This is a genomic window from Streptomyces sp. HUAS MG56 (assembly GCF_058673395.1).
The window spans coordinates 9,251,529-9,275,075 of sequence record NZ_CM178722.1 but is presented as its reverse complement, the minus strand read 5'-3'; the positions used below and the strand labels follow the sequence as shown (position 1 = coordinate 9,275,075).

Annotated in this window: 14 protein-coding genes and 1 pseudogene; 8 read left to right on the top strand and 7 right to left on the bottom strand. The window is 73.4% G+C overall.

The window, feature by feature from the left end:
* Window positions 1-14 precede the first annotated feature (14 nt).
* Window positions 15-1,313: pseudogene (locus tag AC4OXY_RS42765) on the bottom strand (DUF1996 domain-containing protein); the annotation flags it as partial.
* 442 nt (window positions 1,314-1,755) lie between these two features.
* Here AC4OXY_RS42765 and AC4OXY_RS42760 point away from each other — a divergent pair.
* On the top strand, window positions 1,756-3,717 hold the full coding sequence (locus AC4OXY_RS42760) for a C40 family peptidase (protein ID WP_491992403.1): 1,962 nt from the start codon (window positions 1,756-1,758) through the stop codon (window positions 3,715-3,717).
* 9 nt (window positions 3,718-3,726) lie between these two features.
* Here the strand turns inward: AC4OXY_RS42760 and AC4OXY_RS42755 are convergent, their stop codons facing one another.
* Window positions 3,727-4,791, bottom strand: a complete 1,065-nt coding sequence (locus AC4OXY_RS42755) for an NAD-dependent epimerase/dehydratase family protein (RefSeq protein ID WP_491992402.1) — start codon at window positions 4,789-4,791, stop codon at window positions 3,727-3,729.
* 216 nt (window positions 4,792-5,007) lie between these two features.
* Between AC4OXY_RS42755 and AC4OXY_RS42750 the strand changes: the two genes are divergently transcribed.
* From AC4OXY_RS42750 to AC4OXY_RS42735, 4 genes are all read left to right on the top strand, one after another.
* A complete protein-coding gene (locus AC4OXY_RS42750; RefSeq protein WP_491992401.1) occupies window positions 5,008-6,372 on the top strand; it encodes an FAD-dependent oxidoreductase in 1,365 nt (454 codons plus the stop codon).
* A gap of 367 nt (window positions 6,373-6,739) precedes the next feature.
* Window positions 6,740-7,981, top strand: coding sequence for a hypothetical protein (locus tag AC4OXY_RS42745; RefSeq protein ID WP_491992400.1), 1,242 nt, complete (start codon window positions 6,740-6,742; stop codon window positions 7,979-7,981).
* 40 nt (window positions 7,982-8,021) lie between these two features.
* Window positions 8,022-8,309, top strand: coding sequence for a DUF1232 domain-containing protein (locus tag AC4OXY_RS42740; RefSeq protein ID WP_356034012.1), 288 nt, complete (start codon window positions 8,022-8,024; stop codon window positions 8,307-8,309).
* 29 nt (window positions 8,310-8,338) lie between these two features.
* Window positions 8,339-9,052 carry a 2-phosphosulfolactate phosphatase gene (locus AC4OXY_RS42735; RefSeq protein WP_491992399.1) on the top strand — a complete coding sequence of 238 codons (714 nt, stop codon included), beginning with the start codon at window positions 8,339-8,341 and terminating at the stop codon, window positions 9,050-9,052.
* 1 nt (window position 9,053) lies between these two features.
* Here the strand turns inward: AC4OXY_RS42735 and AC4OXY_RS42730 are convergent, their stop codons facing one another.
* Window positions 9,054-10,679: a hypothetical protein gene (locus AC4OXY_RS42730; protein ID WP_491992398.1), complete on the bottom strand. Its 1,626-nt coding sequence runs from the start codon at window positions 10,677-10,679 to the stop codon at window positions 9,054-9,056.
* 229 nt (window positions 10,680-10,908) lie between these two features.
* Here AC4OXY_RS42730 and AC4OXY_RS42725 point away from each other — a divergent pair, with 229 nt between their 5' ends.
* Both AC4OXY_RS42725 and AC4OXY_RS42720 read left to right on the top strand, forming a co-directional pair.
* A complete protein-coding gene (locus AC4OXY_RS42725) occupies window positions 10,909-13,410 on the top strand; it encodes a PP2C family protein-serine/threonine phosphatase (RefSeq protein ID WP_491992397.1) in 2,502 nt (833 codons plus the stop codon).
* A gap of 197 nt (window positions 13,411-13,607) precedes the next feature.
* Window positions 13,608-16,232: a SpoIIE family protein phosphatase gene (locus tag AC4OXY_RS42720; protein WP_491994728.1), complete on the top strand. Its 2,625-nt coding sequence runs from the start codon at window positions 13,608-13,610 to the stop codon at window positions 16,230-16,232.
* Window positions 16,233-16,457: 225 nt separating this feature from the next.
* Here AC4OXY_RS42720 and AC4OXY_RS42715 read toward each other — a convergent pair whose 3' ends face one another.
* Entirely contained in the window at window positions 16,458-18,311 is a 1,854-nt protein-coding gene (locus AC4OXY_RS42715; RefSeq protein WP_356034004.1) for a glycoside hydrolase family 15 protein, read from the bottom strand.
* 153 nt (window positions 18,312-18,464) lie between these two features.
* Here AC4OXY_RS42715 and AC4OXY_RS42710 point away from each other — a divergent pair, with 153 nt between their 5' ends.
* The gene (locus AC4OXY_RS42710) at window positions 18,465-18,668 is read left to right on the top strand and encodes a hypothetical protein (protein WP_356034002.1); all 204 of its coding nucleotides are present in this window, start codon (window positions 18,465-18,467) and stop codon (window positions 18,666-18,668) included.
* An 84-nt stretch (window positions 18,669-18,752) separates the two neighbouring features.
* Here AC4OXY_RS42710 and nicT read toward each other — a convergent pair whose 3' ends face one another.
* The 3 genes from nicT to efeU form a co-directional block, all read right to left on the bottom strand.
* Window positions 18,753-19,904: a Nickel transporter NicT gene (nicT, locus tag AC4OXY_RS42705; protein WP_376292208.1), complete on the bottom strand. Its 1,152-nt coding sequence runs from the start codon at window positions 19,902-19,904 to the stop codon at window positions 18,753-18,755.
* A 175-nt stretch (window positions 19,905-20,079) separates the two neighbouring features.
* Window positions 20,080-21,351, bottom strand: coding sequence for an iron uptake transporter deferrochelatase/peroxidase subunit (efeB, locus tag AC4OXY_RS42700; RefSeq protein WP_356039372.1), 1,272 nt, complete (start codon window positions 21,349-21,351; stop codon window positions 20,080-20,082).
* 59 nt (window positions 21,352-21,410) lie between these two features.
* Window positions 21,411-23,447: an iron uptake transporter permease EfeU gene (efeU, locus tag AC4OXY_RS42695; protein WP_491992396.1), complete on the bottom strand. Its 2,037-nt coding sequence runs from the start codon at window positions 23,445-23,447 to the stop codon at window positions 21,411-21,413.
* Window positions 23,448-23,547 lie beyond the last annotated feature (100 nt).

Sequence of the window (23,547 nt, the reverse complement as noted above, 5' to 3'; positions counted from 1 at the left end):
CGACCCGGCCAGATTCAGTAGCGCAGGCGCCTGGCCCGGAGGAACATGATCAGGCCGGACAGGGCGAGCAGGGTGCCGAGGACCGAGGACCACACATGGGCGCCGGTCCCGGCCGATCCCCCCTGCGCCGACCGGAGTGGGGACTGCACGGGGGCCCCGGCGAGGACGGTCGGGGACGGTGCGGGCGACGCGTCGGGACTCGATGCCGCACTCGGTGCCGCGCTCGATGTCTCACTCGGGGTGGCCGTCAGCGCGGCCGCCGTACCGGAGCCGCCGTGGCCGGGCGCGCAGGCGCGGCCGGAGTTGATGCAGTCGACCATCTCGCGCATCAGGCTCGCGTCGAAGACGTCGATGAAGTCGCTGTGGTCGGTGACGGGCTTGTGCAGCTGATCGGGGAAGGAGTCGATCGCGAACAGCGGGACCGTACGGCCGCCGTCCCGCAGGCTCGGCGCGCGGACGTCGTAGACGAGGCGCTGCACCAGCTGGGGGATCGCACGGAAGCCGACCGGGCACGCGCCGTCGGGGCCGGCGAAGGCCATGTGTGCACGGTGGTCGGCGCTGTCGGTGTTGCGGCCGTCCCAGCAGCTCTGGAACCGGAAGGTGCGCACGACGTCGCTGCCCGCCGGGCACAGCGGGTACTTGTCCGTCAGCTGCCGGTCCTCGTAACCGGTGCAGCTCCAGGAGGCGTTGGCGTTGCCGGGGCCGTTGACGACGGCCTTGGCGTCGCCGGTGATGATGCGCAGCAGCCGGGGCATGGCGGTGACCTTGCCGCGCGGGTTGCCCACGAACGTCAGCGTGACCTGCTTCGGCGTGACGATCTGCCCGGCGTTGCCCTCGGTGCCGCCGCCCGGGGATCCTGCGTCGCGCTCGCGTGTGCCGTTCTGGAGGCGCAACACCGGCCAGTAGTACGAGGACTTGTCGCCCCGGTCCACACAGCTCGTGCTCGCCTTCGCGAGGTCGTCGTCGCTCGCGAAGGCGTTGTCGCCCTGGTTGCCGACGTAGTCGTGGACGTGGTGGGCGCCATTGGCGACGCCGGGCGCGACGATGACGTTGTCGGAGTTGAACAGCCCGCCCGCGTTGACGCCGCAGTCGGACGTGAAGCTGCCGCGCGAGGCGCCGGACCGCTCGGGCGGGCCCGGCAGGGCGGGTTCCGCGGAGGTGATGTCCGCGTAGTCGGAGACGACTGGCCCGTTTCCGCCCTGCCCGGCGCCGTTCACGCCGTGGGCCGGGCCGGTTCCGCTCCGCCCCTGGCCGACGGTGCCTTGTCGAACCGTGGCGCCCGGCCCGGCGGTTGCCCGGCCGGCCCCCCGCCCCTCGGTCGCCGAGGAGTGGACACCGGCCACGACCAGCGCGGCGCCGCCCAGGAGCAGGACGGCCGCGGCGAGGGTCGTACGGCGAGCACCGGACGGAGGTCTACGGCTGCGGCTACGGCTACGGCTGGTGCGTGCCAAGGTCGTCCTCTGTGGTTCGCCGGTCTGGGTTCACCGGCCCGGGATGGAGATCCCCCGTTTCCTACGGAGGACGGCTGCGCGATGTTCAACAGGATCGCGAATTCACCAGAATCTCACAGGACATCGCGGTCCTCGGCTCTTCCCCCTCGAACGTCACTGCGAACATCACAATTACGTATCGGACATTCCGCACTTCAACCTTCACACGAGGTACACACCTTGGCTAGGTTGACGCCTGGCCGCCCGGCTCAGCCGGACGAAACGGCCCAACTGCCCTGCGGGGCAAGGAAGGAGCACGTCTTCCATGGCGCCGGAAAGCCGCGACGAGGTTCGCCAGCGGATCGAGTCCCTCTACGACCGCGCGGAGAACGAGACCGGGAACTTCAACGCGACGCGGGCCATGGCGGCGGTGACCCGCTCCCGGGGCGTGCCGCTCGCCAAACGGTCGGTGCGGCGGCCGGAACCCGCGCTGGACGAGATGACCCGGCAGTGGTTCGACGCGGCCCGCGCCAAACTCGGCCCGACCGTCCCCGCGGCCCTTCCCGCGGACCGGCTTCCCGGCCGCTCGCCGGCTCCCGCGCGTTCCCGGGAGCTGCCCCGCGGCGGCACACCGGATGCCCGACGCCCTCTGGAACTGGAGCAGTCCCCCGCCCGCCGCGCCGTGGCCGAGCTGACCGCAGGCGGCTCCGCCCAGGACGCACCGAGCGGCCTGCCCACCGAACCGGCCGGCGGGCGGGCGGCCCTGCCGGTCCCCCGACAGGCCGAACTTCCGGTCGCGACAGCGGACTTGGGCGACTTCGGGGGCGACGGAGCGGGACAGTTCTGGACGCTGGGCACGTCGGAGCCGACGGCACCTGGCGCGTGGGGGGCGTCGGCTTCGATGACGCCGGACGCACGGGAGCCGGCACCCTCGCCGGCACAGTCGATGACTCCCGGTGCGACTCCTGGTGCGCTGGAGGCGACGGCCATGATGGCGCCCGTTGCCCCAGGGCCCGAGGCGTCGCCGGCTCCGGGCGCACAGGGCGTGGTGACCCTGATGGCCCCCGCAGCGCAGGGCGCGTCGATGCTGATGACCCCCGGCGGGCAGGATGCCACGGCCTTGATGACACCCGGCGCGCTGGAAGCGACGGCCATGATGGCGCCCGTTGCCCCAGGGCCCGAGGCGTCGCCGGCTCCGGGCGCACAGGGCGTGGTGACCCTGATGGCCCCCGCAGCGCAGGGCGCGTCGATGCTGATGACGCCCGGCGGGCAGGATGCCACGGCCTTGATGACACCCGGCGCGCTGGAAGCGACGGCCCTGACGGCACCTGGCGTGCAGGGTGCGGCGTTCGAGCGCGGCTCTGTCGAGACGGCCCTCGCCCCGGTCGCCGGACCGCCTGCCGCCCTGGCCACGCCCCTACCGGAACCCAGGACGCTCCCCGGCGCCGCCGCGCCCGGCCGTCCCTCCCTCGCCAACTCGAAGGCGAGCAGCCGGCGCAAGCTCGCGGCGGCGAGCGACGTCCTCTCCCGGTACGCCGCCCGGCTCGCGGCACCCGCACCGGCCGTACCGGCAGCGCCCGTGCCGACGGATCCCCCCATGGCCGCGCCCGCCCGGCCCGACGCGGCGCAGCCCGGCGCGGCCGTGACCGGCCCGGCCACCGGTCAGTGGCAGGCGTCGACCGGTCAGTGGCAGCAAGCGCAGTGGGGGACGGCGCCGCAGCTACCGGCCGGGACCGTCTGGCCGGATGCCGCCGCCTCGGCCCTCGCCACCAGCTCCTTCCCGCCCCCGGCGTTCGCCGAGGCGGGCGTGCTCCAGTCCCCGGCCATGCCCACGCCCGGCACCGGCACCGGCACCAGCCCGATCCCGTACCCGACGGCGCCCGCCACGGCTGCCACCGCCCCCTCCCCCACCCCCGAGTCGTCCCGGGCCGCCCGCGCCGCCGCGGCCATCGCGTTCGCTCGGGGGCAGATCGGGAAGCCGTGTGTGTGGGGTGCGATGGGGCCGGGCTCGTACGACTGCTCCAGCCTCACGCAGGCCGCCTGGCGGTCCGCCGGGGTCACCCTGCCGCGTGCCGCGCACGAGCAGGCACTCGCCGGCGCCCCGGTCACGCTCGCCGGTGCCGAACCCGGTGATCTGGTCCTCTTCTTCGACGACGACCGGCACGTGGGTCTGCATGTCGGCGGCGGCATGATGGTCCACGCGCCGGGCCCGGGCTCGACGATCCGCGAGGAGTCGATCTACGGCGCCGGGGAGGCGGCGATCCACCGGATCGTACGACCCGCCTGACCCCCTGGCTCAGCCGTGGCGCCGGCGCCGGTGTGCGCGTCGGCTCTCGTAGTGGTCCAGCAGGGTCTCCTCCAACGGCCGGTAGGTCAGGCCGAGTTCACGGACACCACGGCTGTTGTCGACGCGGAAGCGGATGCCGAGGTGTTTGCTGATGTAGTCCTGGGTGAGGCCGAAGGCGGGGCCCAGGATCCGTACCGGCCAGTGCGGGAGTCCGGTGCGCGGCAGCCGCAGGTCGCGGGGGTGGTGGGCGCGGATGATGCGGGACATCTCGTGGAACGACGCCATGGTCTCGGCGGCCACGATGTACCGGCCCTCGGCCGCCGGGTTCTCCGCCGCCGCGATGTGCGCGTCGGCGACGTCCCGGACGTCGGCGGTGGTGAAGCTGAAGTCCGGTGCGCCGTAGCAGAAGCAGCCCCGGAACAGCTCGTCCAGCAGGAAGAGGCTGCCGGAGTCGGAGGCGGGGGTGAACGAAGGGCCCAGGACCAGACCGGGGTTGACCGACACCATGCGCCAGCGGTCCTGTGCGGCCGCCGCCTCCCAAGCGGCGTGCTCCGCAAGGGTCTTGGCGTAGTGGTAGGGGTTGTTCAAGGCCGTGCTGGTCGTGTTGACGTAGCGCTCCGACAGCACCTGGCCGTCCATCGCGAGCACGTCGGCGTAGTCGCCGAAGATCGCGCCGACGGTCGAGGTGAACACCAGGGTGCCGACGTCGGGGGTGCGCCCGACGGCCGCGAGGACGTTACGGGTGCCGAGCAACGCCGGGTCCACGACGTCCCGCCGGCCGTCCCGGATGCGTTCCGGCATGAGGAAGGGCGAGGCCGCGTGGAAGACGGTCGAGCAGCCGCCGAACGCCTCGTCGAACGAGCCCTCCGTCAGCAGGTCGGCCGCGAAGAGGGTGAGCCGGCCGGGGAACTCCTCCTGCAACTCCCACAGGGGCCGGACCTTGCGGGCGTCGGCGAGGTTGCGCACGGTCGTGTGCACCGCGCAGCCCCGTTCCAGCAGACGCCGTACCAGGTGACTGCCGGCGAAGCCGCTGCCACCCGTCACCGCTACCGTGGTCCCCGCGAGTCCGCCCACGCCGTCCCACCCCGCCCTCCACGGCCGGCATCCGCCGCCCCCGAAAGGATCCTCGCGGCCGCCCCCGCAGGGAACCCCGCGCATAAGGATTTCCTGAACAAGCCATAAGATCACCTTATGGGGTCATAGACGGGACCCCCGTACTAACTTAGGGCTGCCTTAGCTTAGGCTTCTTCCCATTCGAGCCGCCTGTCCACGTTCGAAGGGAACCTGATCATGCCGCGCCCCCTGCGGGTAGCCATCGTCGGAGCCGGTCCCGCCGGGATCTACGCCGCCGACGCCCTGCTCAAGTCCGAGGTGGCCGCCGACCCCGGCGTGTCCATCGACCTCTTCGAGCGGATGCCCGCACCGTTCGGTCTGATCCGGTACGGCGTCGCCCCCGACCACCCGCGCATCAAGGGCATCGTCACCGCCCTGCACCAGGTGCTCGACAAGCCGCAGATCCGGCTGTTCGGCAACGTCGACTACCCGACCGACATCAGCCTGGACGACCTGCGCGACTTCTACGACGCGGTGATCTTCTCGACGGGCGCGACGGCCGACCGCGAACTGCCGATCCCCGGCATCGAGCTGGACGGCTCCTACGGCGCCGCCGACTTCGTCTCCTGGTACGACGGCCACCCGGACGTGCCGCGCACCTGGCCGCTGGAGGCCGAGAAGGTCGCCGTGCTCGGCGTCGGCAACGTCGCCCTCGACGTGGCCCGTGTGCTCGCCAAGACCGCGGACGAACTGCTGCCGACCGAGATACCGCCGAACGTCCACGACGGTCTGAAGGCCAACAAGGCCGTGGAGATCCACGTCTTCGGCCGCCGGGGCCCGGCCCAGGCCAAGTTCAGCCCGATGGAGCTGCGCGAGCTGGACCACTCCCCCAACATCGAGGTCATCGTCGACCCCGAGGACATCGACTACGACGCGGGCTCGATCGAGACGCGGCGCGGCAACAAGCAGGCCGACATGGTCGCCAAGACGCTGGAGAACTGGGCGATCCGCGACATCGGCGAGCGGCCGCACAAGCTGTTCCTGCACTTCTTCGAGTCCCCCTCGGAGATCCTCGGCGAGGACGGCAGGGTCGTCGGACTGCGCACCGAGCGGACCGCCCTCGACGGCACCGGCAACGTCAAGGGCACCGGCGAGTTCAAGGACTGGGACGTCACCGCGGTCTACCGCGCCGTCGGATACCTCTCCGAGAAGCTCCCGAAGCTGCCCTGGGACATCGACTCGGGCACCGTCCCGGACCAGGGCGGCCGGGTCATCGAGGAGGGCGGCGACCACCTCCAGTCCACCTATGTCACCGGCTGGATCCGGCGCGGTCCCGTCGGCCTGATCGGCCACACCAAGGGCGACGCCAACGAGACCGTGGCCAACCTGCTGGACGACCACGCGAACGGCCGCCTGCACACCCCGGTCTCGCCCGAGCCGGTGGCCGTCGACGACTTCCTCGCCGAGCGCGAGGTCCGCTTCACCACCTGGGACGGCTGGTACAAGCTGGACGCCGCCGAGCGTGCGCTGGGCGAGCCGCAGGGCCGCGAGCGCGTGAAGATCGTCGAGCGTGAGGACATGCTGCGGGAGAGCGGGGCGTAGGTCCCTGATCCGGGGGAGGTCCCTGATCCGGGGGAGGTCCCGGATTCCCGTACGGCTCCGAGGGGGCCGGTGCCGTCGCGCCGGCCCCCTCACCCCGTTCCCGATGCGTGAGAACGGGGTCCACCCCTACGCGGATGGGCGGGCGGACCCCGTTCGCCGACCATTGTGGGGACCGGAACACGCCCCCACCATGTGCGTAGGGCGCTCACCCGAGGCGTTCCGCGCGCACCCCGTGTGCACGGCGCGCACCTCGTGCACGGGGGCGCGCACCCCTGCGGCACGCGCTGCCTCCCGGCCCCGGACGACACGCTTGCCGGCCGAGCGGTGATACTGGGAAGCTCACCCGCCCCCATCAGCAGATTGGCCCATGTCGAACTCCGCCACCGACCGCGCCGCCGCCCCGCAGACCGTCTGGGCGGTCCGCGGCCGCCATACCGGTACCGCCCCCGACGAGGTCGTGCGCCGCACCCTGCGCCGGCACCGGGAGAGCGGGGACATCGACGACTTCGCCGAGCCCGCCGTGCCCGAGGGCACGGCCGGGCGGGTCTTCGAGGCGCGCTGGCGGGCCGCCGGCACGGTGACCGTGCGGGCCCGCCTCACCCTCGTACCGCACGACGGCCGGCCGCAGGGCCACGAGTGGCGGCTCGTCGCCGAGGCGGAGCGCCCCTGGGACGAGACCTGGCCCTCGCCCGCCACCCTGTTCTGGCCCGAGGGCGCGGCCGACGAGGGCGACGAGGGCGCCTGGGACCACCACGCCACGGTCACCGGCGTACGCCTGCGGCAGGTCAACGCGCTGCCCGAGGACGACAAGGAGATGCGCCGCAGGCTGCGGGACGTCGCCCGCGAGGGGTGGTGCGTCCATGTCGTCGTGCACGAGGCGATGACCCCGGACGCGCGGGGCCGGCTGCCGCTGGCCCGGCTGCTGCCGCCCGGCCTGCGGCACCGCGTGGTGGAGCACCGCGCGGCCCCGCACCAGTTCCGCGCGGTCAACTACGCGCTGAAGGACCTCGGTGTCGAGGTTCCGCGCGGCGGTGCCGTCGTGCTGCCGCCGGACCCGGCGCCCAAAGGCTACGACGGCGCGGAGCACCGCGTGCGCAGCGTCTTCCTGGACGGCACCGAGCCGACGGAACTCTTCGCCGCGCTGCGGCACTTCGCCGCCCTGCCCCGGCCCCTGCCGCGGGAGGCCGAGGCGGCGCTGGACGATCTGCGCGAGCACTGGACCCTGCTGACCCTCCAGGAGGAGCTGGAGCGCGAGCGGCGGCTGGTCGCCCGGTACGCGGAGGCGCTGGAGGCGATGACGAAGTCCCGGGACCTGTACAAGGACGCGGCCGAGCAGGCACTGGAAGCCCTGGCCGCGTACCGCGACGTTCCCGCCCCCGCGTCGGCGCCCGAACGGCCCGCGGCCCGCACGCCGGGGGCGTTCCAGCAGCTGACGCGCACGTTCGAGCGGCTGCGGTTCACCCCCAAGGGGCAGCGACAGCAGGCACCCGCCCCGGACGACGACGCACCGGCGGACGCCGCACCGCACGCCGCACCGGACGCGCCCGCCTCTCACGCGCCCGGGAACAGCGGCGCGGACCCGGCCGACGCCACGGACCGGACGCCGTGACCCGCGGACAGCGCGCCGGACAGGGCCGGAAGGAGACGGCTTGGACACCGCCACGACCCTGCTGGTGACCGGCGCCGTCGTCGCGGCGGTGCTGCTCGCCGTCGCGGTCGGCCTGCTGGTGCGGCTGGTGCGGGCCCGGAACGCGCTGCGGCGGGCCGGGCTGCCGACGGGCCCGCGCTGGGTGTTCTGGGGCGCCGTCGCCTATCTGCTGCTCCCCACCGACCTGCTGCCCGACCCCGTCTACCTGGACGACATCGCCGTCCTGCTCCTCGCACTGCGCAGCCTGCGCGCCGCCCGGCCGCTGCCGGCGACGCCGAACGGGCCCTGACCGGCCGCCGGATGCCGCACCATGGAGCGATGCGGACCGAGTTCACCGGTATACCCGGCACGCCGAGCGCTCCGGACGTGGCCGTCGTCGTCGATGTCATGCGGGCGTTCACCGTGGCCGCGTGGGCGTTCCGGCGCGGCGCCGAGCGCATCGTGTTCGCCGGTACGCAGCAGGAGGCCCTGGAACTCAAGGCCCGTCACCCCGGCTGGCTTGCCTTCCAGGACGGCGCCCCGGTACCGGGCTTCGACCTGGCCAACTCGCCCGCGCGACTGCGGACGCTGGACGTGCGCGGCCGTACGGTCGTGCAGAAGACCACCGCCGGGACGGCCGGGGCGCTGGCCGTGGCGGACGCCGGGCTGCTGCTGTGCGCGAGCTTCGCGGTGGCGGGCGCGACCGCCGGACTGCTGCGGCGGGACCGGCCGCGGGCGGTGACCTTCGTCGTCACCGGGGACGGCGGGCGGGCCGAGGAGGATCTCGCCTGCGCCGAGTACATCGCCGCCCGGGTCCGCGCGGACGACACCGACCCCGGCCCCTATCTCGACCGGGCCCGGCGCTCCAGCGGCGCCGCCCGGCTCGCGGAGGCCGTACGGCGCGGCTGGGCCGGCGTCCACCCCGAGGACGTCGCGATGTGCCTGGAGGCGGACGCCTTCCCGTTCGCCATGACGGCCGCCCGGACGGACGGCCGCCTGGAGCTGCGACCGGTGTACGCCGGCGGGGCGGAGCCGGCCCCCGCGGCGCGCTGAGTCAGCTCGCGGCGCTACGCCCGGCACGCCCGCCGACCAGGACGACCACCAGCACGGCCAGGGCCGCCAGCGCGGTGGCCAGCGCCGCCGTACCCGCGAGCCACCACGGGGCCAGGGTCACGTCCCACAGCCGGAACGCATCCGGCAGGCCGAGCCGTCCGCGGAGCAGTTGGCCCGCGGCGAGTGCGGCGCCGACGCCGAGCGCGGCGGTCGCCGTACCGAGCCGCACCATCGCCGTGCGCGGCGGCAGGACGAGTACCAGCGCCAGCAGCAGGCACAGCCCCGCGGCGACGGCCCCGGCCACGAGCACTCCCTGGCGTGGTCCGGCCCAGGAACGCGGGGCGTGGGCCACCCCGCACAGCAGGACGAGCAGCGCGGCGCCCCGGGCGGGCCACAGGGCCGCGCGCGAACTCCGGCGGCCCCGCGCCTCGTAGGTCCCAGAGCCTTCCACGGCCCGCTGCCCGGCCGACCCGCCCGTCAGCGGCCGGGCCTTGGTCCGTACGTCCGCTGTCGCGACGTCCGACGTCGCTACCTCCCTCGTCGGCTCTTCCCTCGTCGCCACGTCCGCGGCCGCCACACCTCTCACCGCCACGCCCGCCGTCGCCACGTCCGCCGCCACGTCCCTCATCGGCTCGTCCCTCGCCGCCACATCCGTCACCACGTCCGCCGTGCTCGGGGTCGGCGCGGCGTCGTCCGTCACCGGCCCTGCGGCCGTCGGACGGTCCGCTTCCCGTTCTGTCGCCGTCGGCCGCTCCGCCGCCCACTGTGCTGCCATCGCGGCGGCCACCCACCGGTCCCGCACGACCCTGCGCCTCGCCGGCCGCGGCTCCTCCCGTCCGACCGCACCGTCCGCCGGCCGGTCCTGCCGTTCGCCGGCCTGCATCGACATGGTGCCGGTGCCGCAGACGGCCGCGGCGGGCACGAGGCGAACCGGGCCGGACTCGAAGGCGGTGCGGTCCGTGGCCAACCGGCCGATCAGCTCGGCCAGTTCCTCCAGGGGCAGGTTGACGGCCGCCGCCTGCAGGACGGTCTCCCGGCAGTGGGGCTCCACCGACGCGTGGTGCAGCAGCCGTATGAGCCGGGTGACCTCCTCCACGGGACGGCCCTGGGCGGCGGCGCGGATCGCTTCGTCGGCGCTGTCGGTCCCCCGGGGCGGCCGGGTGAGCAGGGCGACCAGGCGGGCGAGATCCTCCACGGAACGGCCGAGGCCGATCGCACGCAGTGCGTCCACCGTGGCCCGGGAGTGCTCGGGCGAGCTCTCCAGCAGCGTGATGAGCCGGACGACGTCCTCGATCGGCCGGTCGGCCACAGCCGAGTGGACCAGGCCGCGCAGGGGATCGCGGTCCGGCACACCGCCGCCGTCGTGCCCGCCCCCTTCGGACGTTTCGCCCTCGACGTCCCGCACACTGTCGCGCAGGCCCTCGTACGGGAGCTCGTACGGGATCGCGTACGGGAGCTCGTGCGGTATCTCCTCCGGGCGCCGCTCGAAGCTCTCGGGCACCGGCCGCGGTGACAGCGCCGCCGGTGTTGCCAGGAGGTCCGGGAGAGGGGCGTGGACGCCGAGGGTGGCCGGTGCGGGGGCCGTGAGGGCGTCGTCAGGGCGGGGGGACGAAGAGCAGGTGGTCATCTCGGCTCCAGTCGACGGGGTGCGGCCACCTCTGCGCCCCCCTCGTACGGCAGCAGCAGTACGCCTCCATTACGCCTCCATTAGGAATTGCCGTCCGCCGGACGTGCCACCCGGGCCTCCCCGTGAATAGGCCAGGTGAGTGGCGCGCATCGGAGGTGCGTTCCGTACTCCTCCTGGCGCATTCTTGCTGTGTCAGCCACCCGGAGGCGCAGGGCACGAGGTAGGACCGATGGCTGGGAGCGGCGGCGAGCACGTGGTCGGTACGCGAGCCAGACTGGCCGCGCTGCTGACCGATGCCTCGACCAGCGCGCTCGGTGTGGCGGGCGGCGGGGTGGCGGGGGTGTATCTGCGCTCCGGCACGCCGGGCCTGCTGCGGCTCGCGGTGCTCTGCGGGCTGCCCGGCCCGCTGTTCCGCCCCTGGTGGCGGCTGCACGTCGGCCGTCCCTTCCCCGTGGCCGACGCCTACCGCCTCGGTGTCCGGGTGGTGCTGGCGAACGCCGCCGAGACGGTGCGCCGGTATCCGCAGTTCGCAGCGGGCCTGCCCTTCCCGCTCGGGTCGGTGCACATCCCGGTGCCGGGCGGCAGCGAGCCGCTCGGCGTGCTCACCGTGCTGCGCCCGGCGGAGACCGACACCCCGGCCGGGGAACTCGACCAGGAACTGCTCGCCCGGATCGCCGAGGGGCTCGGCGCCGAACTGCTGGCGCTCGCCGCCGGGGACGCGAGCGCGATCGTCTGGGACGCCGAACCGCTTGGTGTGCGGCCGCCCTCCAGCCGGCCCGTGCGGGCCGGTGTCGGGCGGTTCAGCTGGGATCCGGAGACCCGCGCGGTGCACGCGGACGACTGTTTGCACGGCCTGCTCGGGCTGCGGCCCGGGGAGTTCGCCGGGACGGACACGGCGCTCGCGGACGCCGTGGCCCCGGTCGACGCGGACCGGATCCTGGCCGCCCTGCGCGAGACCGCCGCCGGGAAACCGCCCGGCGCGCCGCTGAGTCTGCGGGCGCCGGACGGCACGCCGCGGCTGCTGGACCTGTGGCCGGCCACGGAGGAGTCCGCCGGTCGGGTCGGTGGGGTGGTGTTCGATCCCGGCCCGGGCGCCGCCGCGGACGGCGCGGCGGATCTGCTGCCGCAGGGGGTGTTCTGCCTGGACCGGCTGGGCCTGGTCGTGTACGTCAACGAGGCCGCGGTCCGGCTCACCGGGCGGGAGCGGGACCTGCTGCTCGGGCGGCCGCTGTGGGAGGCGCTGCCGTGGCTGACCGGCCCGCCGTACGACGATCATCTGCGCGGTGCCCTGCTGGCCGCGGATCCGGTGCACTTCCACGCGCTGCGCCCGGCCGGTGCGGGCGGGGAGCCCGGCGGGGGCGACTGGCTCGCCGTGTCCGCGCATCCCGGGGCGGACCTGCTGACCTGCACGCTCGTGCCGGCCAGCCGGATGGAGACACCGGTCGGGCCGGTCTCCGAGGCGCAGCCGCCGAAGAGTCCGCCGGACCACTCGATGACGCCGCTGTACCGGCCGATCGCGCTGGCCATCGCACTGACGGACGCGGTGACCGCCCGGCAGGTGTCGGCGGTGGTCGTGCAGGAGCTGCTGCCGGCGTTCGGCGGCCGCCGCCTCGCCATCTACGTGCTCCAGGACCGGCATCTGTATCTCGCCTGGGAGACCGGCTTCCCGCAGGGGTTCCTCGCCCCGTTCGAGGGCACCGGCCTCGACGCGCACCTGCCCGGTGTGGAGTGCCTGACCACGGGACGGCCGCTGTTCTTCGAGTCGATGCAGCAGATGGCGGCCGCCTATCCGGAGATGCCGCTGGACGCCGACGAGGGCGCCCGCGCCTTTCTGCCGATGATCGCCTCCGGCCGGCCGGTCGGCTCGTGCATCCTCGGCTTCGACGGCAGGCGCTCCTTCAGTACCGAGGAGCGCACGGTGCTCACCGCGCTCGCCGGGCTGATCGCACACGCGATGGAGCGGGCGCAGCGTTACGACAGCGAGGCCGCCCTCGCCCGCGGCCTCCAGCAGGCCCTGCTGCCGCACCGGTTGTCGGCGCACCCCCGGGTGGAGACGGCGGGCCGCTATCTGCCCGGTACACAGGGCATGGACGTCGGCGGCGACTGGTACGACGTGGTCGAGGCGGGTGACGGGATCGCGCTGGTGATCGGCGACGTACAGGGGCACGGGGTGCAGGCGGCGGCGACGATGGGCCAGCTGCGCAGCGCGGTGCGCGCGTTCGCGCTGGGCGACCGGCCGCCGGACGAGGTGATGAGCGGTACCAACCGGCTGCTGATCGACCTCGACCCGGGCCAGTTCGCCAGTTGCTGCTATCTGCGGCTGGATCCGGCCACCGGCCGGGCCGTGGTCGCCCGGGCCGGGCATCCGCCGCCGCTGCTGCGCTGCCCCGACGGCAGCACCCGGGTGCTGGACCTGCCCGGCGGGGTCGTCCTGGGCGTGGATCCGCACGCCCGCTACCCCGTGGCCGGGCTGCTGCTGGAGCCGGACGCGATCCTCGCCCTGTACACGGACGGGCTGGTGGAGCGGCCCGGTGCCGACATCGACGACGGCATCACCGCGCTGCGGCTGGCGCTCGGCAGGGCCGGGGCCGCCGCCGGGCAGCGCGGCGGGCGGTCGCTGGCCGGGGTCGCCGACCGGCTGACCGCCACCGCACGGCTGGCCACCGACCGCCCCGACGACGTGGCGCTGCTGCTCGCCGCCCGCCGGTCGGCCCGGCCGTCCGGCCCGTGACCGGACGGCGCGGACCGCGGCCGCGACCATCGACGATGGTCATGGTCTCGCCTGAGCGGGCCGGGCAGTGTAGACATGGGCACATGGTGCGACTGTCCGGCCGAAACTCGACGCGGCCGCCCCGCGCGTCCGGGCGCCCGGACGCATCGCGTGGTCCCGCGCCGGACGCCCCGGGCACCGACGGCGGCGGGGCGGGCATGCTGCGCGCGGCCGTGACCGGTCGCAGCGTCGCCGGGCAGGTCTTCCTCCTCCAGGTCGTGATCGTGCTGCTGCTGGTCGTGGCGGCCGTGGTGGCGCAGGTGCTCCAGGTGCGCCGCGACAGCGACACGGAGGCCGGCAACCGCTCGCTCGCGGTCGCGGAGACGTTCGCCAACGCACCGGGCACGGCGGCCGCGCTGCGTACCCCGGATCCGACGAAGATCCTCCAGCCGAGGGCGGAGGCCGTACGCAAGTCGACCGGCGTCGACTTCGTCGTCGCGATGAACACCGACGGCATCCGCTACACGCACCCCAAGCCGGACCGCATCGGCAAGAAGTTCGTCGGCACCATCGCGCCGGCGGTGGCCGGGGGCACGGTCACCGAGCACGTCAACGGCACGATAGGTCCGCTGGTGCAGGTCGTCGTGCCGGTGAGGGACTCCGCGGGCAAGGTGGTGGGCCTGGTCTCGGCCGGGATCACCACGGCGCACGTGGGCGGGACCGCCGACCAGCAACTGCCGCTGCTGCTCTGGGCGGCAGCGGCGGCGCTCGCGCTCGCGACCGGCGGCACGGCCCTGGTCAGCAGACGGCTGCTGCGCCAGACGCACGGCCTCGGCCCGCACGAGATGACCCGGATGTACGAGCACCACGACGCGGTGCTGCACGCGGTCCGCGAGGGCGTGCTGATCGTCGGCGACGACGCCCGGCTGCTGCTCGCCAACGACGAGGCGCACCGGCTGCTGGGCCTGCCCGAGGACGCCGAGCGGCGCAGCGTGCTGGAGCTGGGCCTGGACGACGAGACGGCGGCGCTGCTGGCCTCGGGGCGGGTGGCGACGGACGAGGTGCACCTGGTCAAGGACCGGCTGCTGGCGATCAACCAGCGCCCCACCGATCTGCGCGGCGGCCCGGCGGGCAGTGTGACCACGCTGCGCGACTCGACGGAGCTGCGGGCCCTGTCGGGGCGGGCGGAGGTGGCGCGCGAGCGGCTGAACATGCTGTACGACGCGGGCGTGGGCATCGGCACCAGCCTGGACGTGACCCGCACCGCGGCGGAGCTGGCCGAGCTGGCGGTGCCCCGGTTCGCGGACTTCGCGACGGTGGACCTGTTCGACGCGGTGCTGCACGGGGAGGAGCCGCGGCCCGGCACCGCGCTGCGCCGCGCGGCCGGCGCCGGGGTGCGCGAGGGTTCCGCGCTGTACCCGGTGGGCGAGCACATCCGGTTCGTGGCCACCTCGCCGCAGGCGCGCAGTCTGACGACGGGGCAGTCGGTCCTGGTGCCCCGGCTGCGCGACGCGCCGGGCTGGCGGGCCCAGAATCCGGAGCGCACCGACCAGGTGCTGGAGTTCGGCATCCATTCGCTGATCACCGTGCCGCTCAGGGCGGGCAGTCTGGTGCTGGGGGTGGCGAACTTCTGGCGCTCGGAGAAGCCGGAGCCGTTCGACTCCGAGGAGCTGGCGCTCGCCGAGGAGCTGGTCGCGCGGGCGGCGGTGTCCATCGACAACGCCCGCCGGTACACCCGCGAGCACAACATGGCGGTGACCCTTCAGCGCAGTCTGCTGCCGCGCACGCTGCCCGAGCAGGGCGCGCTGGACATCGCGTACCGCTATCTGCCGGCGCAGTCCGGGGTGGGCGGCGACTGGTTCGACGTACTGCCGCTGTCCGGTGCCCGGGTGGCGCTGGTGGTGGGCGACGTGGTGGGGCACGGGCTGCACGCGGCGGCCACCATGGGCCGGCTGCGCACGGCGGTGCACAACTTCTCGTCGCTGGATCTGCCGCCGGACGAACTCCTCGGGCTGCTGGACGAGCTGGTGGGCCGGATCGACCAGGACGAGACCTCCGCCGACGGCTCGGCCGCGATCACCGGCGCGACCTGTCTGTACGCCGTCTACGACCCGGTCTCCCGGCGCTGCACCCTGGCCCGGGCCGGCCATCCGCCGCCCGCGGTGGTGCACCGCGACGGCGGCGTGGAGTTCCCGGAGGTGCCGGCGGGTCCGCCGCTGGGCCTGGGCGGGCTGCCGTTCGAGACGGCCGAGCTGGAGCTGGCCGAGGACAGCCGGCTGGTGCTCTACACGGACGGGCTGGTGGAGGATCGCGACCGGGACATCGACGAGGGTCTGGAGCTGCTGCGCGACGCCCTGAGCCGGACGCCGGACGCCTCCCCGGAGGAGACCTGCCGCACGGTCCTGGACCGGCTGCCTGCCCGGCCGAGCGACGACGTCGCGCTGATCGTCGCCCGCACCCGGGTGCTGGGCGCCGACCGGGTCGCCGAGTGGCAGGTGCCCTCGGACCCGGTGGCGGTGTCCGAGGTGCGGGCCGCGGTGACACGGACGCTGACCGAGTGGGGGCTGGAGGAGCTGGACTTCACGACGGAGCTGATCCTGAGCGAGCTGGTCACCAACGCCATCCGTTACGGCCGCGCCCCGATCGGGGTACGGCTGCTGCGTGAGCGCACGCTGATCTGCGAGGTCTCCGACGCCAGCACGACCTCGCCGCATCTGCGGTACGCGGCCAGCACCGACGAGGGCGGCCGGGGGCTGTTCCTGGTCGCGCAGCTCGCCGAACGCTGGGGCACCCGCTACACCCCCAACGGCAAGATCATCTGGGCGGAGCAGCCGCTGCCGTGACGGCCGCCGCCGTCCCCGTACTCCGCAGGGCGGTGCGCGAACTCCCCCGGTACGAAGGGCCGTTGACGGACCGGCCGGACCGCTGTCTGCGGAGGCAGCCCGCCCGGGAGCGGCAGAACCGGGTGCTCGCGCGGGCGGCCGACGCGCAGCGGGCGTCCTCGCTCGGCCCGCCCGACCCGCGCGGCCGGCCGTACGTGAGCTCCGGCCGCTCTTCGAGCGGACCGGTCAGCCGAGGGCGCGGTCGAGGTTGAACGCGGCGCTGATCAGGGCCAGGTGGGTGAACGCCTGCGGGAAGTTGCCCTGTTGCTCGCCGGTGCGGCCGATCTCCTCGGCGTACAGGCCGAGATGGTTGGCGTAGGTGAGCATCTTCTCGAACGCCAGCCGGGCCTCGTCGAGCCGGCCGGCCCGGACCAGGGCCTCGACGTACCAGAACGAGCAGATGGAGAAGGTGCCCTCGTCGCCGCGCAGCCCGTCGGGGCTGGACTGCGGGTCGTAGCGGTAGACGAGGGAGTCGGAGACCAGATCGTCGCCGAGGGCGTCCAGGGTGGACAGCCACTTGGGGTCGGTGGGGGCGATGAACTTGGCGAGCGGCATCATCAGCAGCGAGGCGTCGAGGACGTCGCCGCCCTCGTACTGCACGAAGGCGCCGCGCCGCTGTGACCAGCCGCAGTCCATGATCCGCCGGTAGATCGCGTCGCGGGCCTGCCCCCAGCGGAGCAGGTCGGCGGGCAGGCCGCGGCGGCGGGCGAGGCGCATGGCCCGCTCGATGGCGACCCAGCACATCAGCCGCGAGTACGTGAAGTTCTTGCGGCCGCCGCGGGTCTCCCACACGCCCTCGTCGGGCTGGTCCCAGTGCGCGGTGACCCAGTCGACCAGTTCGCACACGTCGTCCCACTGGTCGCTGGAGATCGGCTGGGCCCACTTGTCGTAGAGGTAGATGGAGTCGATCAAGGCGCCGTATATGTCCAGTTGGAGCTGGTCCGCGGCGGCGTTGCCGATCCGGACCGGCGCGGAGCCGAGGTGTCCCTCCAGGTGGGGCAGCTCGCGTTCGGGCAGGTCGGTGCGGCCGTCGATGCCGTACATGATCTGGAGCGGTGCGGAGTCGTCGCCGTCGGCGCGGGGGCTTACGTGGGTGGTGAGGAAGCGCATGAACGCCTCGGCCTCGCCGCTGAAGCCGAGCCTGAGCAGCGCGTAGACGGCGAAGGCGGCGTCGCGCACCCACACGTACCGGTAGTCCCAGTTGCGCTCGCCGCCGAGTTGTTCGGGCAGGCTGGTGGTGGGCGCGGCGACGATGGCGCCGGTGGGGGCGTAGGTGAGCAGCTTCAGGGTCAGGGCGGAGCGGTGCACCATCTCGCGCCAGCGGCCCCGGTAGCGGGACTGGTGCAGCCAGCGCCGCCAGTAGGCGACCGTGGTGTTGAACTCGTGCTCGGCCTCGGCGCGGGCGCAGCCGCGGGGGGTCACCGTGCCGCCGAACTGGTCGAGGGCGAACACGGCGGTCTCGCCCTCGGCGAGCTTGAAGTCGGCGCGGGCGTCGCGGGCGTCGCACTCCAAAGTGACCGTGGAGGTCAGGGCCAGGGCCTGCACGGCGGACTCGAAGACCACGGTGCCGCCGTCGACGCTGCTCAGGGTGTGCGGGACGGCGCCGTAGTCGAAGCGCGGCGCGACCAGTACCCGGAAGGGGACGGTGCCGCGGACGCAGACCACGCGCCGGATCAGCCGGTGCCGGCCCGCCTCGCCGGGGCGGGCCGTGCCGTCGCAGGTGACCGGCATGAAGTCCTGCACCTCGCCGACGCCGTCCTCGGTGAAGAAGCGGGTGATCAGGACGTTGGTGTCGGGGAAGTAGAACTGCTTGGTGCGCGCGGGTACGGCGGCGGCCAGTTCGAAGGAGCCGCCGCGCTCGGCGTCGAGGACGGCCGCGAAGACGCTGGGCGCGTCGAAGGACGGGGAGCAGTACCAGTCGATCGTGCCGTTGGTGCCGACCAGGGCCACGCTGCGCAGGTCACCGATGAGCCCGTGCTCGGCGATGGGCAGATAGCGGGGCCCGGGGCGGGCGCCCTCGGTGAACGGGGTCTCGGCCATCGGTGGCCTCCCGGAGTACGGAGCGAGATGTTTTCCAGCTTAGGAGCGTGTGCGCTCCGGTGGCGTGGGAAGGCGCTGCGGGCAATGGTGAGAGTGTGCCCCGTTCGGCGGCACCGGCACGGATGCGGTCATCCGGACCGAGGAGGAGGCATCATGTCGACCAGCACACCCGACGAGTCCCGGTCGTCCGACGACCACTGCACCCCGGACGCCCTGCTGCACACCGCGCCCTCCCGGGATGTCACCCCGGAGGACTTCGTGATGGCGGCGGGCAGGGACGTCACTCCGAAGAACCTCGACTGGGCCCGTCGCAAGATGGAGACGGACCCGACGGCCGTCGAGAGGCTGCTGCCGTAAGGCGTCCGGGGAGCCGGATACAGGGGCGCGGGGCCGTGTGCGGCACACGGCCCCGCGCCCCTGGCTCGCGCCGGTCCCGGCGGGTCAGTCCGCCGACTGTTCGGCCAGGCCCGCCGTCCACTTCTCCTCGATGCGGCCGGCCTTCCAGATCAGCAGGGCCACGGCCCAGGTGGCGAAGAACAGGCCGACGATGACGAAGCCGACGGTGTTGAGGTCGAGGCCGGAGATCCAGTCCCAGAAGACGCCGTGCAGGTTCATCTTGTCGGCGAGGAGGCCGAGCAGCTCGACGGTGCCGATGATCAGGGCGACGGCGACGGACAGGCCGGTGATGGTGAGGTTGTAGTAGACCTTGCGGACCGGCTTGGAGAAGGCCCACTCGTAGGCGAAGTTCATGAACGAGCCGTCGATGGTGTCCAGCAGTGACATGCCGGCGGCGAACAGCACCGGCAGCGTCAGGATGGCGTACCAGGGCAGGCCGGAGGCGGCGCCGGAGCCGGCGAGGACCAGCAGGGCGATCTCGGTGGCGGTGTCGAAGCCGAGGCCGAAGAGCAGGCCCAGCGGGTACATCTGCCACGGCTTGCGGATGGTGCCGGTGACCCGGCCGAGCAGGCGGTTCATGAAGCCGCGGTTGTTGAGCTGGGTCTCCAGGGCGGCCTCGTCGTAGTGGCCCGAGCGCATCCTGCGGAACACCTTCCAGATGCCGGCCAGGATGACGAGGTTGATGCCGGCGATGAGGTAGAGGAAGGCGCCGGAGACCGTGGTGCCGATCAGGCCGGTGACCTCGTGCAGGTGGGAGTTGTCGTCGCGGACCGGGCCGGCCAGGGTCTTCAGGCCGAGCGAGAGCAGCAGGGAGAGGCCGAAGACGATGCTGGAGTGGCCGAGGGAGAACCAGAAGCCGACGGAGAGCGGGCGCTGCCCCTCGCCCATCAGCTTGCGGGTGGTGTTGTCGATGGCCGCGATGTGGTCGGCGTCGAAGGCGTGCCGCATGCCGAGCGTGTAGGCGGTGACGCCGATGCCGATGCCGAAGGACTCCTTGCCCACGCTGAAGTGCTGCGGTGCGATGATCCCGACGAGCGTGCCCCAGCCGATGACGTGCAGCGCGAGCACGAAGCCGGCCATCCCGCCGACCCTGGTCCACTCCTGCCGCGTCATGGAGCCGCGGACGCGGTGCCAGAGCGACGGTCTGCCGTCGGCCTGGGCGGGGAGGGACGGAGCGGAACCAGGGGCGGCCGTCATCGGGAGAGTGTGTCCTTCGGTCGTACGGGTGCGGCTGCACCGCGCAGCCTCGCGCCATCCTCTCCTACTTGCAACTCGTGTGCAATAAAGGGGGTGGCAGGGCTTTCTCATGGAAACGGAAAAGAAACGGGAAAGCCCTGCCCCTGACCTGCAGAAACGATGAACCGGAGGGGGCTCAGGCGGAGAACATGCCCCGGCCGAGCCAGTCCTTGTCGTCCTTCACACCGGGCAGGGCGAAGAAGTAGCCGCCGCCGGTCGGGGAGATGTAGTCGACGAGGGGCTCGTCGATGAGCCGGGTCTGCACGGCCTCGAACTGGCGCTTGACGTCCTGGTTGTAGCAGGCGAACACCAGGCCCATGTCGAGGTTGCCGACGTTGTCCACGCCCCGGTCGTAGTTGAACCCGCGGCGCAGGATGCGGGAGCTGTCGCTCTGCGCGGTGCGCGGGTTGGCGAGCCGGATGTGGGCGTCCAGCGGGATCGCGTTGCCCTTCGGGTCCTTGGCGTACTGGGGGATGTCGGTCTCCTTGGCGCCGTCGAGCGGGGCGCCGGTGTCCTTGCGGCGGCCGAACATCTTCTCCTGCTCGCTGAGCGAGACCCGGTCCCAGAACTCCACCAGCATCCGGATGATCCGGATCACCTGGTAGCTGCCGCCGGTGGCCCAGGCGGGCTCGCCCTGGCCGGCGCCGACCCAGATCAGCTTGTCCGTCTCGCGGGCGGAGGTGACGTCCGGGTTGGCTATGCCGTCCTTGAAGCCGAGCAGGTTGCGCTGGGCGCCGGTGGGGCGCGGGGCGTTCTGGAAGCCGTCGATGCGCCACTTGATCTGCATGGCGCCGCGGGTGTGGCGGGCGATGTCGCGCAGCGCGTGCAGCACGGTGTCGGTGCTCTGGGCGCAGATCTGGAGCGACAGGTCGCCGTGGCACTCGGCCGCGTTCAGGTTGTCGTTGGGGAAGGTCCGCATCGGGGTGAGCCGGGCGGGCCTGGCCTTGGCGAGACCGTAGCGGTCGTCGAAGAGGGAGGCGCCGACGCCGACGGTGACGGTGAGGGCGTCGGAGGGGACCTCGGGGCCGAGGATGCCGTTGTCCGAGGGCGGCGCGCCGACGCCGAGGTCGGCCGGGGCGCCGCCGGAGGTGAGGAAGCGGGCCCGCTCGGTGATGGTCTTCAGCAGGTCGGTCAGGCCCGCGCGGTCGTCGGCGATGACGTTCAGCGAGACGAAGGTGGCGGCGGCCGGCGCGGGGGTGACGATGCCGGCCTGGTGGGCGCCGTGGAAGGGGACCTTCGCGCTGCTGTCGGCGTTCGAGGTCTGCGCCTCGGCGGTGCCGCCGCTCTCGCCCAGGGCGAAGCCGCCGCCGGCCAGCACCGCTCCGGCGGCCCCGGCGCCCAGCGCCGTGCGCACGAAGGAGCGGCGGGCGGGGCCGACGGGGCAGGTCGGCTGGTCGGCGGTGGACATCGGCGGGGTCCCTTCGGGGTGCGGGTGCGCGGACGGCATCGGGCAGGCGTGGTCGGTCATCAGGCGGACTTCCGGATCTCAAGCAGGTCCGGGATCGGGGCGAGGTCCTCCAGCAGCTGGCCGGTGGCGCCGTTCAGCCGCTGCCGGTCGCTCGCGGCGAGCTGGTCGACGGGCGTCCAGTGGCCGCCGTCGTGGGCGGCGTCCAGCAGCTTCTGCACGCGCGCGATGTCCGCGTCGACCGTCGGGAGGACCTTCGGGGCGCGGCCGGTGAGCAGCGGCTTGAGGACGGTGAGCAGCTCGCGGGTGCCGGAGAGGTTGGCGTCGGCGGTGGCGAGGTTGGTTCCGCTGCCCTCGTCGGTGTCGCCGGTCAGCTCGAACTGGAGGGCGTTCTCCAGGATCTCGTGGGCGCGCAGCGGCAGGTCGCCGGGGTCGAAGTCCTGGCCCGGGAACGCCTTGCGCAGGCCGACGACGTCCGCGGCCAGCTGCTGGGCGGGGCCGGTCAGGTCCTTGGCGGACTGTCCGTGCCACAGGCCGTACTCGATGCGGTGGAAGCCCGCGAAGTCCTTGTCGTGCACGCCGTCGGTCAGTCCGTCGGCCCGGCCGTTGATCTTCTTGTCGAAGTCCTCGAAGGTGCCGTAGGCGGCGCCGAGCGAGGAGTAGGTGCGGTGGGCGGTGAGCCAGTCGGTGCGGGCCTTGTCGAGGTGGCCGCCCGCGATGTCGTCGGCGAGCGTCTTCGTCTGGCCGGCCAGGGTGTCCAGGCCCTGGCCGACGTACGCCTTGTACTGCTTCAGCGGCGTGGCGAGGTCCTGCTCGGAGACGGGGACGACCGGCTTGGCCGCGCCGCCGCCGGTGACGGTGACGGATTTGGAGGTGACGGCCTTGCCGCCGGTGGGCACGCAGCGCCAGGCGTAGGTGCCGCCGGCGACGGTGGCGACGAGGTCGCGGGTGGTGCCGGGGGCGAGGCCCTCGATCTCGCCGTAGACCGCGCTGGTCGACGGGTCGATGAGGTACACCTCGGAGGTCTTGCCGCCGGTGTTCTTCATCTGGAAGGTCTGCCGGCCCGGCTTGGGCGCCGTGAAGCCCTTGCCGCACTCGCTCTCGGAGACGGCGACGGTCTGGTCGCCGGCGGGCTTGGGCCGGGAGAGGGCGACGACGGCTCCGGCGATGACGGCGGGTACGGCGACCACGGCGGCCGGCACGACCCAGACCGGGCGGCGCCGGGCGGGCCGGTCGGCCTTCGGCTGGCCCTCGGCCTCGGTGCGCTCCTTGGCCGGCTTCGGCGTCGTGGCCCGTACGCCGCGCACGAACAGGGTCATGACGACGGCCAGGTAGCCGACGTAGGCGACCGCCTGGAGCCAGGTCATGGTCGGGGTGAGGTTGAAGACGCCCTGGACGAGGGTGCTGTACCAGGAGCCGGCGTCGACGCTGCTGCCGAGGTCGACCGCGTAGGCGGTCTTGCCGGGCAGCACGCCGCCCTCCTGGAGGTCGCGCAGGCCGTAGCCGAGGACACCGGCCGCGATGACGATCAGGACGGCGCCGGTGGCGGTGAAGAACTTCGTCAGGTTGATCTTCAGCACCCGGCGGTACAGGCCCCAGCACAGGATCGTGGCGAGGACCAGGCCGATGCCGGCGCCGGTCAGCGGGCCCGCGGACTCGCCGGCCGCCTGGGCGGTGGTCCACAGGAAGAGGGCGGTCTCCAGGCCCTCACGGCCGACGGCGAGGAAGGAGGTGAGGATCAGCACACCGGAGCCCATGGCGAGGGCGCCGGTGACCTTCTCCTTCAGCTCGCCGGACAGGCTGCGGGCGGAGCGGCGCATCCAGAACACCATGGCGGTGACGAACGCGACGGCGATCACGCTGAGGGTGCCGCCGAAGGCCTCCTGGGCGGTCTGCGGCATGGAGGCGGCGGTGAAGGTGAGCACCGCGCCGAAGCTCATGGCCACCGCGACGGCGGCGAGGACGCCGGTCCACACCTGCGGGAGCCGCGAGCGCGCCTCGGCCCGGACCAGGGTGGCGACCAGGATGGAGACGATGAGTCCGGCTTCGAGTCCCTCCCTCAATCCGATCAGGAAACTCGGAAACGCGTCGTCCCACATGACCTGCTGCCCTCCCAGACCTACTTAGTGAAGGCATGCCTAACCTTCGCGGACCATCATGACGATGGCCATGCAATCAGTCAGTCATGAAATAGTAATG

What these genes read in the sequence shown, in the direction of transcription:
- AC4OXY_RS42715 (WP_356034004.1), bottom strand. Translation starts at nt 18,311, where the DNA reads ATGGCCGAGACCCCGTTCACCGAGGGCGCCCGCCCCGGGCCCCGCTAT.
- efeU (WP_491992396.1), bottom strand. Translation starts at nt 23,447, where the DNA reads ATGTGGGACGACGCGTTTCCGAGTTTCCTGATCGGATTGAGGGAGGGA.
- efeB (WP_356039372.1), bottom strand. Translation starts at nt 21,351, where the DNA reads ATGTCCACCGCCGACCAGCCGACCTGCCCCGTCGGCCCCGCCCGCCGC.
- AC4OXY_RS42735 (WP_491992399.1), top strand. Translation starts at nt 8,339, where the DNA reads ATGCGGACCGAGTTCACCGGTATACCCGGCACGCCGAGCGCTCCGGAC.
- AC4OXY_RS42720 (WP_491994728.1), top strand. Translation starts at nt 13,608, where the DNA reads ATGCTGCGCGCGGCCGTGACCGGTCGCAGCGTCGCCGGGCAGGTCTTC.
- AC4OXY_RS42725 (WP_491992397.1), top strand. Translation starts at nt 10,909, where the DNA reads ATGGCTGGGAGCGGCGGCGAGCACGTGGTCGGTACGCGAGCCAGACTG.
- AC4OXY_RS42730 (WP_491992398.1), bottom strand. Translation starts at nt 10,679, where the DNA reads ATGACCACCTGCTCTTCGTCCCCCCGCCCTGACGACGCCCTCACGGCC.
- AC4OXY_RS42745 (WP_491992400.1), top strand. Translation starts at nt 6,740, where the DNA reads ATGTCGAACTCCGCCACCGACCGCGCCGCCGCCCCGCAGACCGTCTGG.
- AC4OXY_RS42760 (WP_491992403.1), top strand. Translation starts at nt 1,756, where the DNA reads ATGGCGCCGGAAAGCCGCGACGAGGTTCGCCAGCGGATCGAGTCCCTC.
- nicT (WP_376292208.1), bottom strand. Translation starts at nt 19,904, where the DNA reads ATGACGGCCGCCCCTGGTTCCGCTCCGTCCCTCCCCGCCCAGGCCGAC.
- AC4OXY_RS42750 (WP_491992401.1), top strand. Translation starts at nt 5,008, where the DNA reads ATGCCGCGCCCCCTGCGGGTAGCCATCGTCGGAGCCGGTCCCGCCGGG.
- AC4OXY_RS42710 (WP_356034002.1), top strand. Translation starts at nt 18,465, where the DNA reads ATGTCGACCAGCACACCCGACGAGTCCCGGTCGTCCGACGACCACTGC.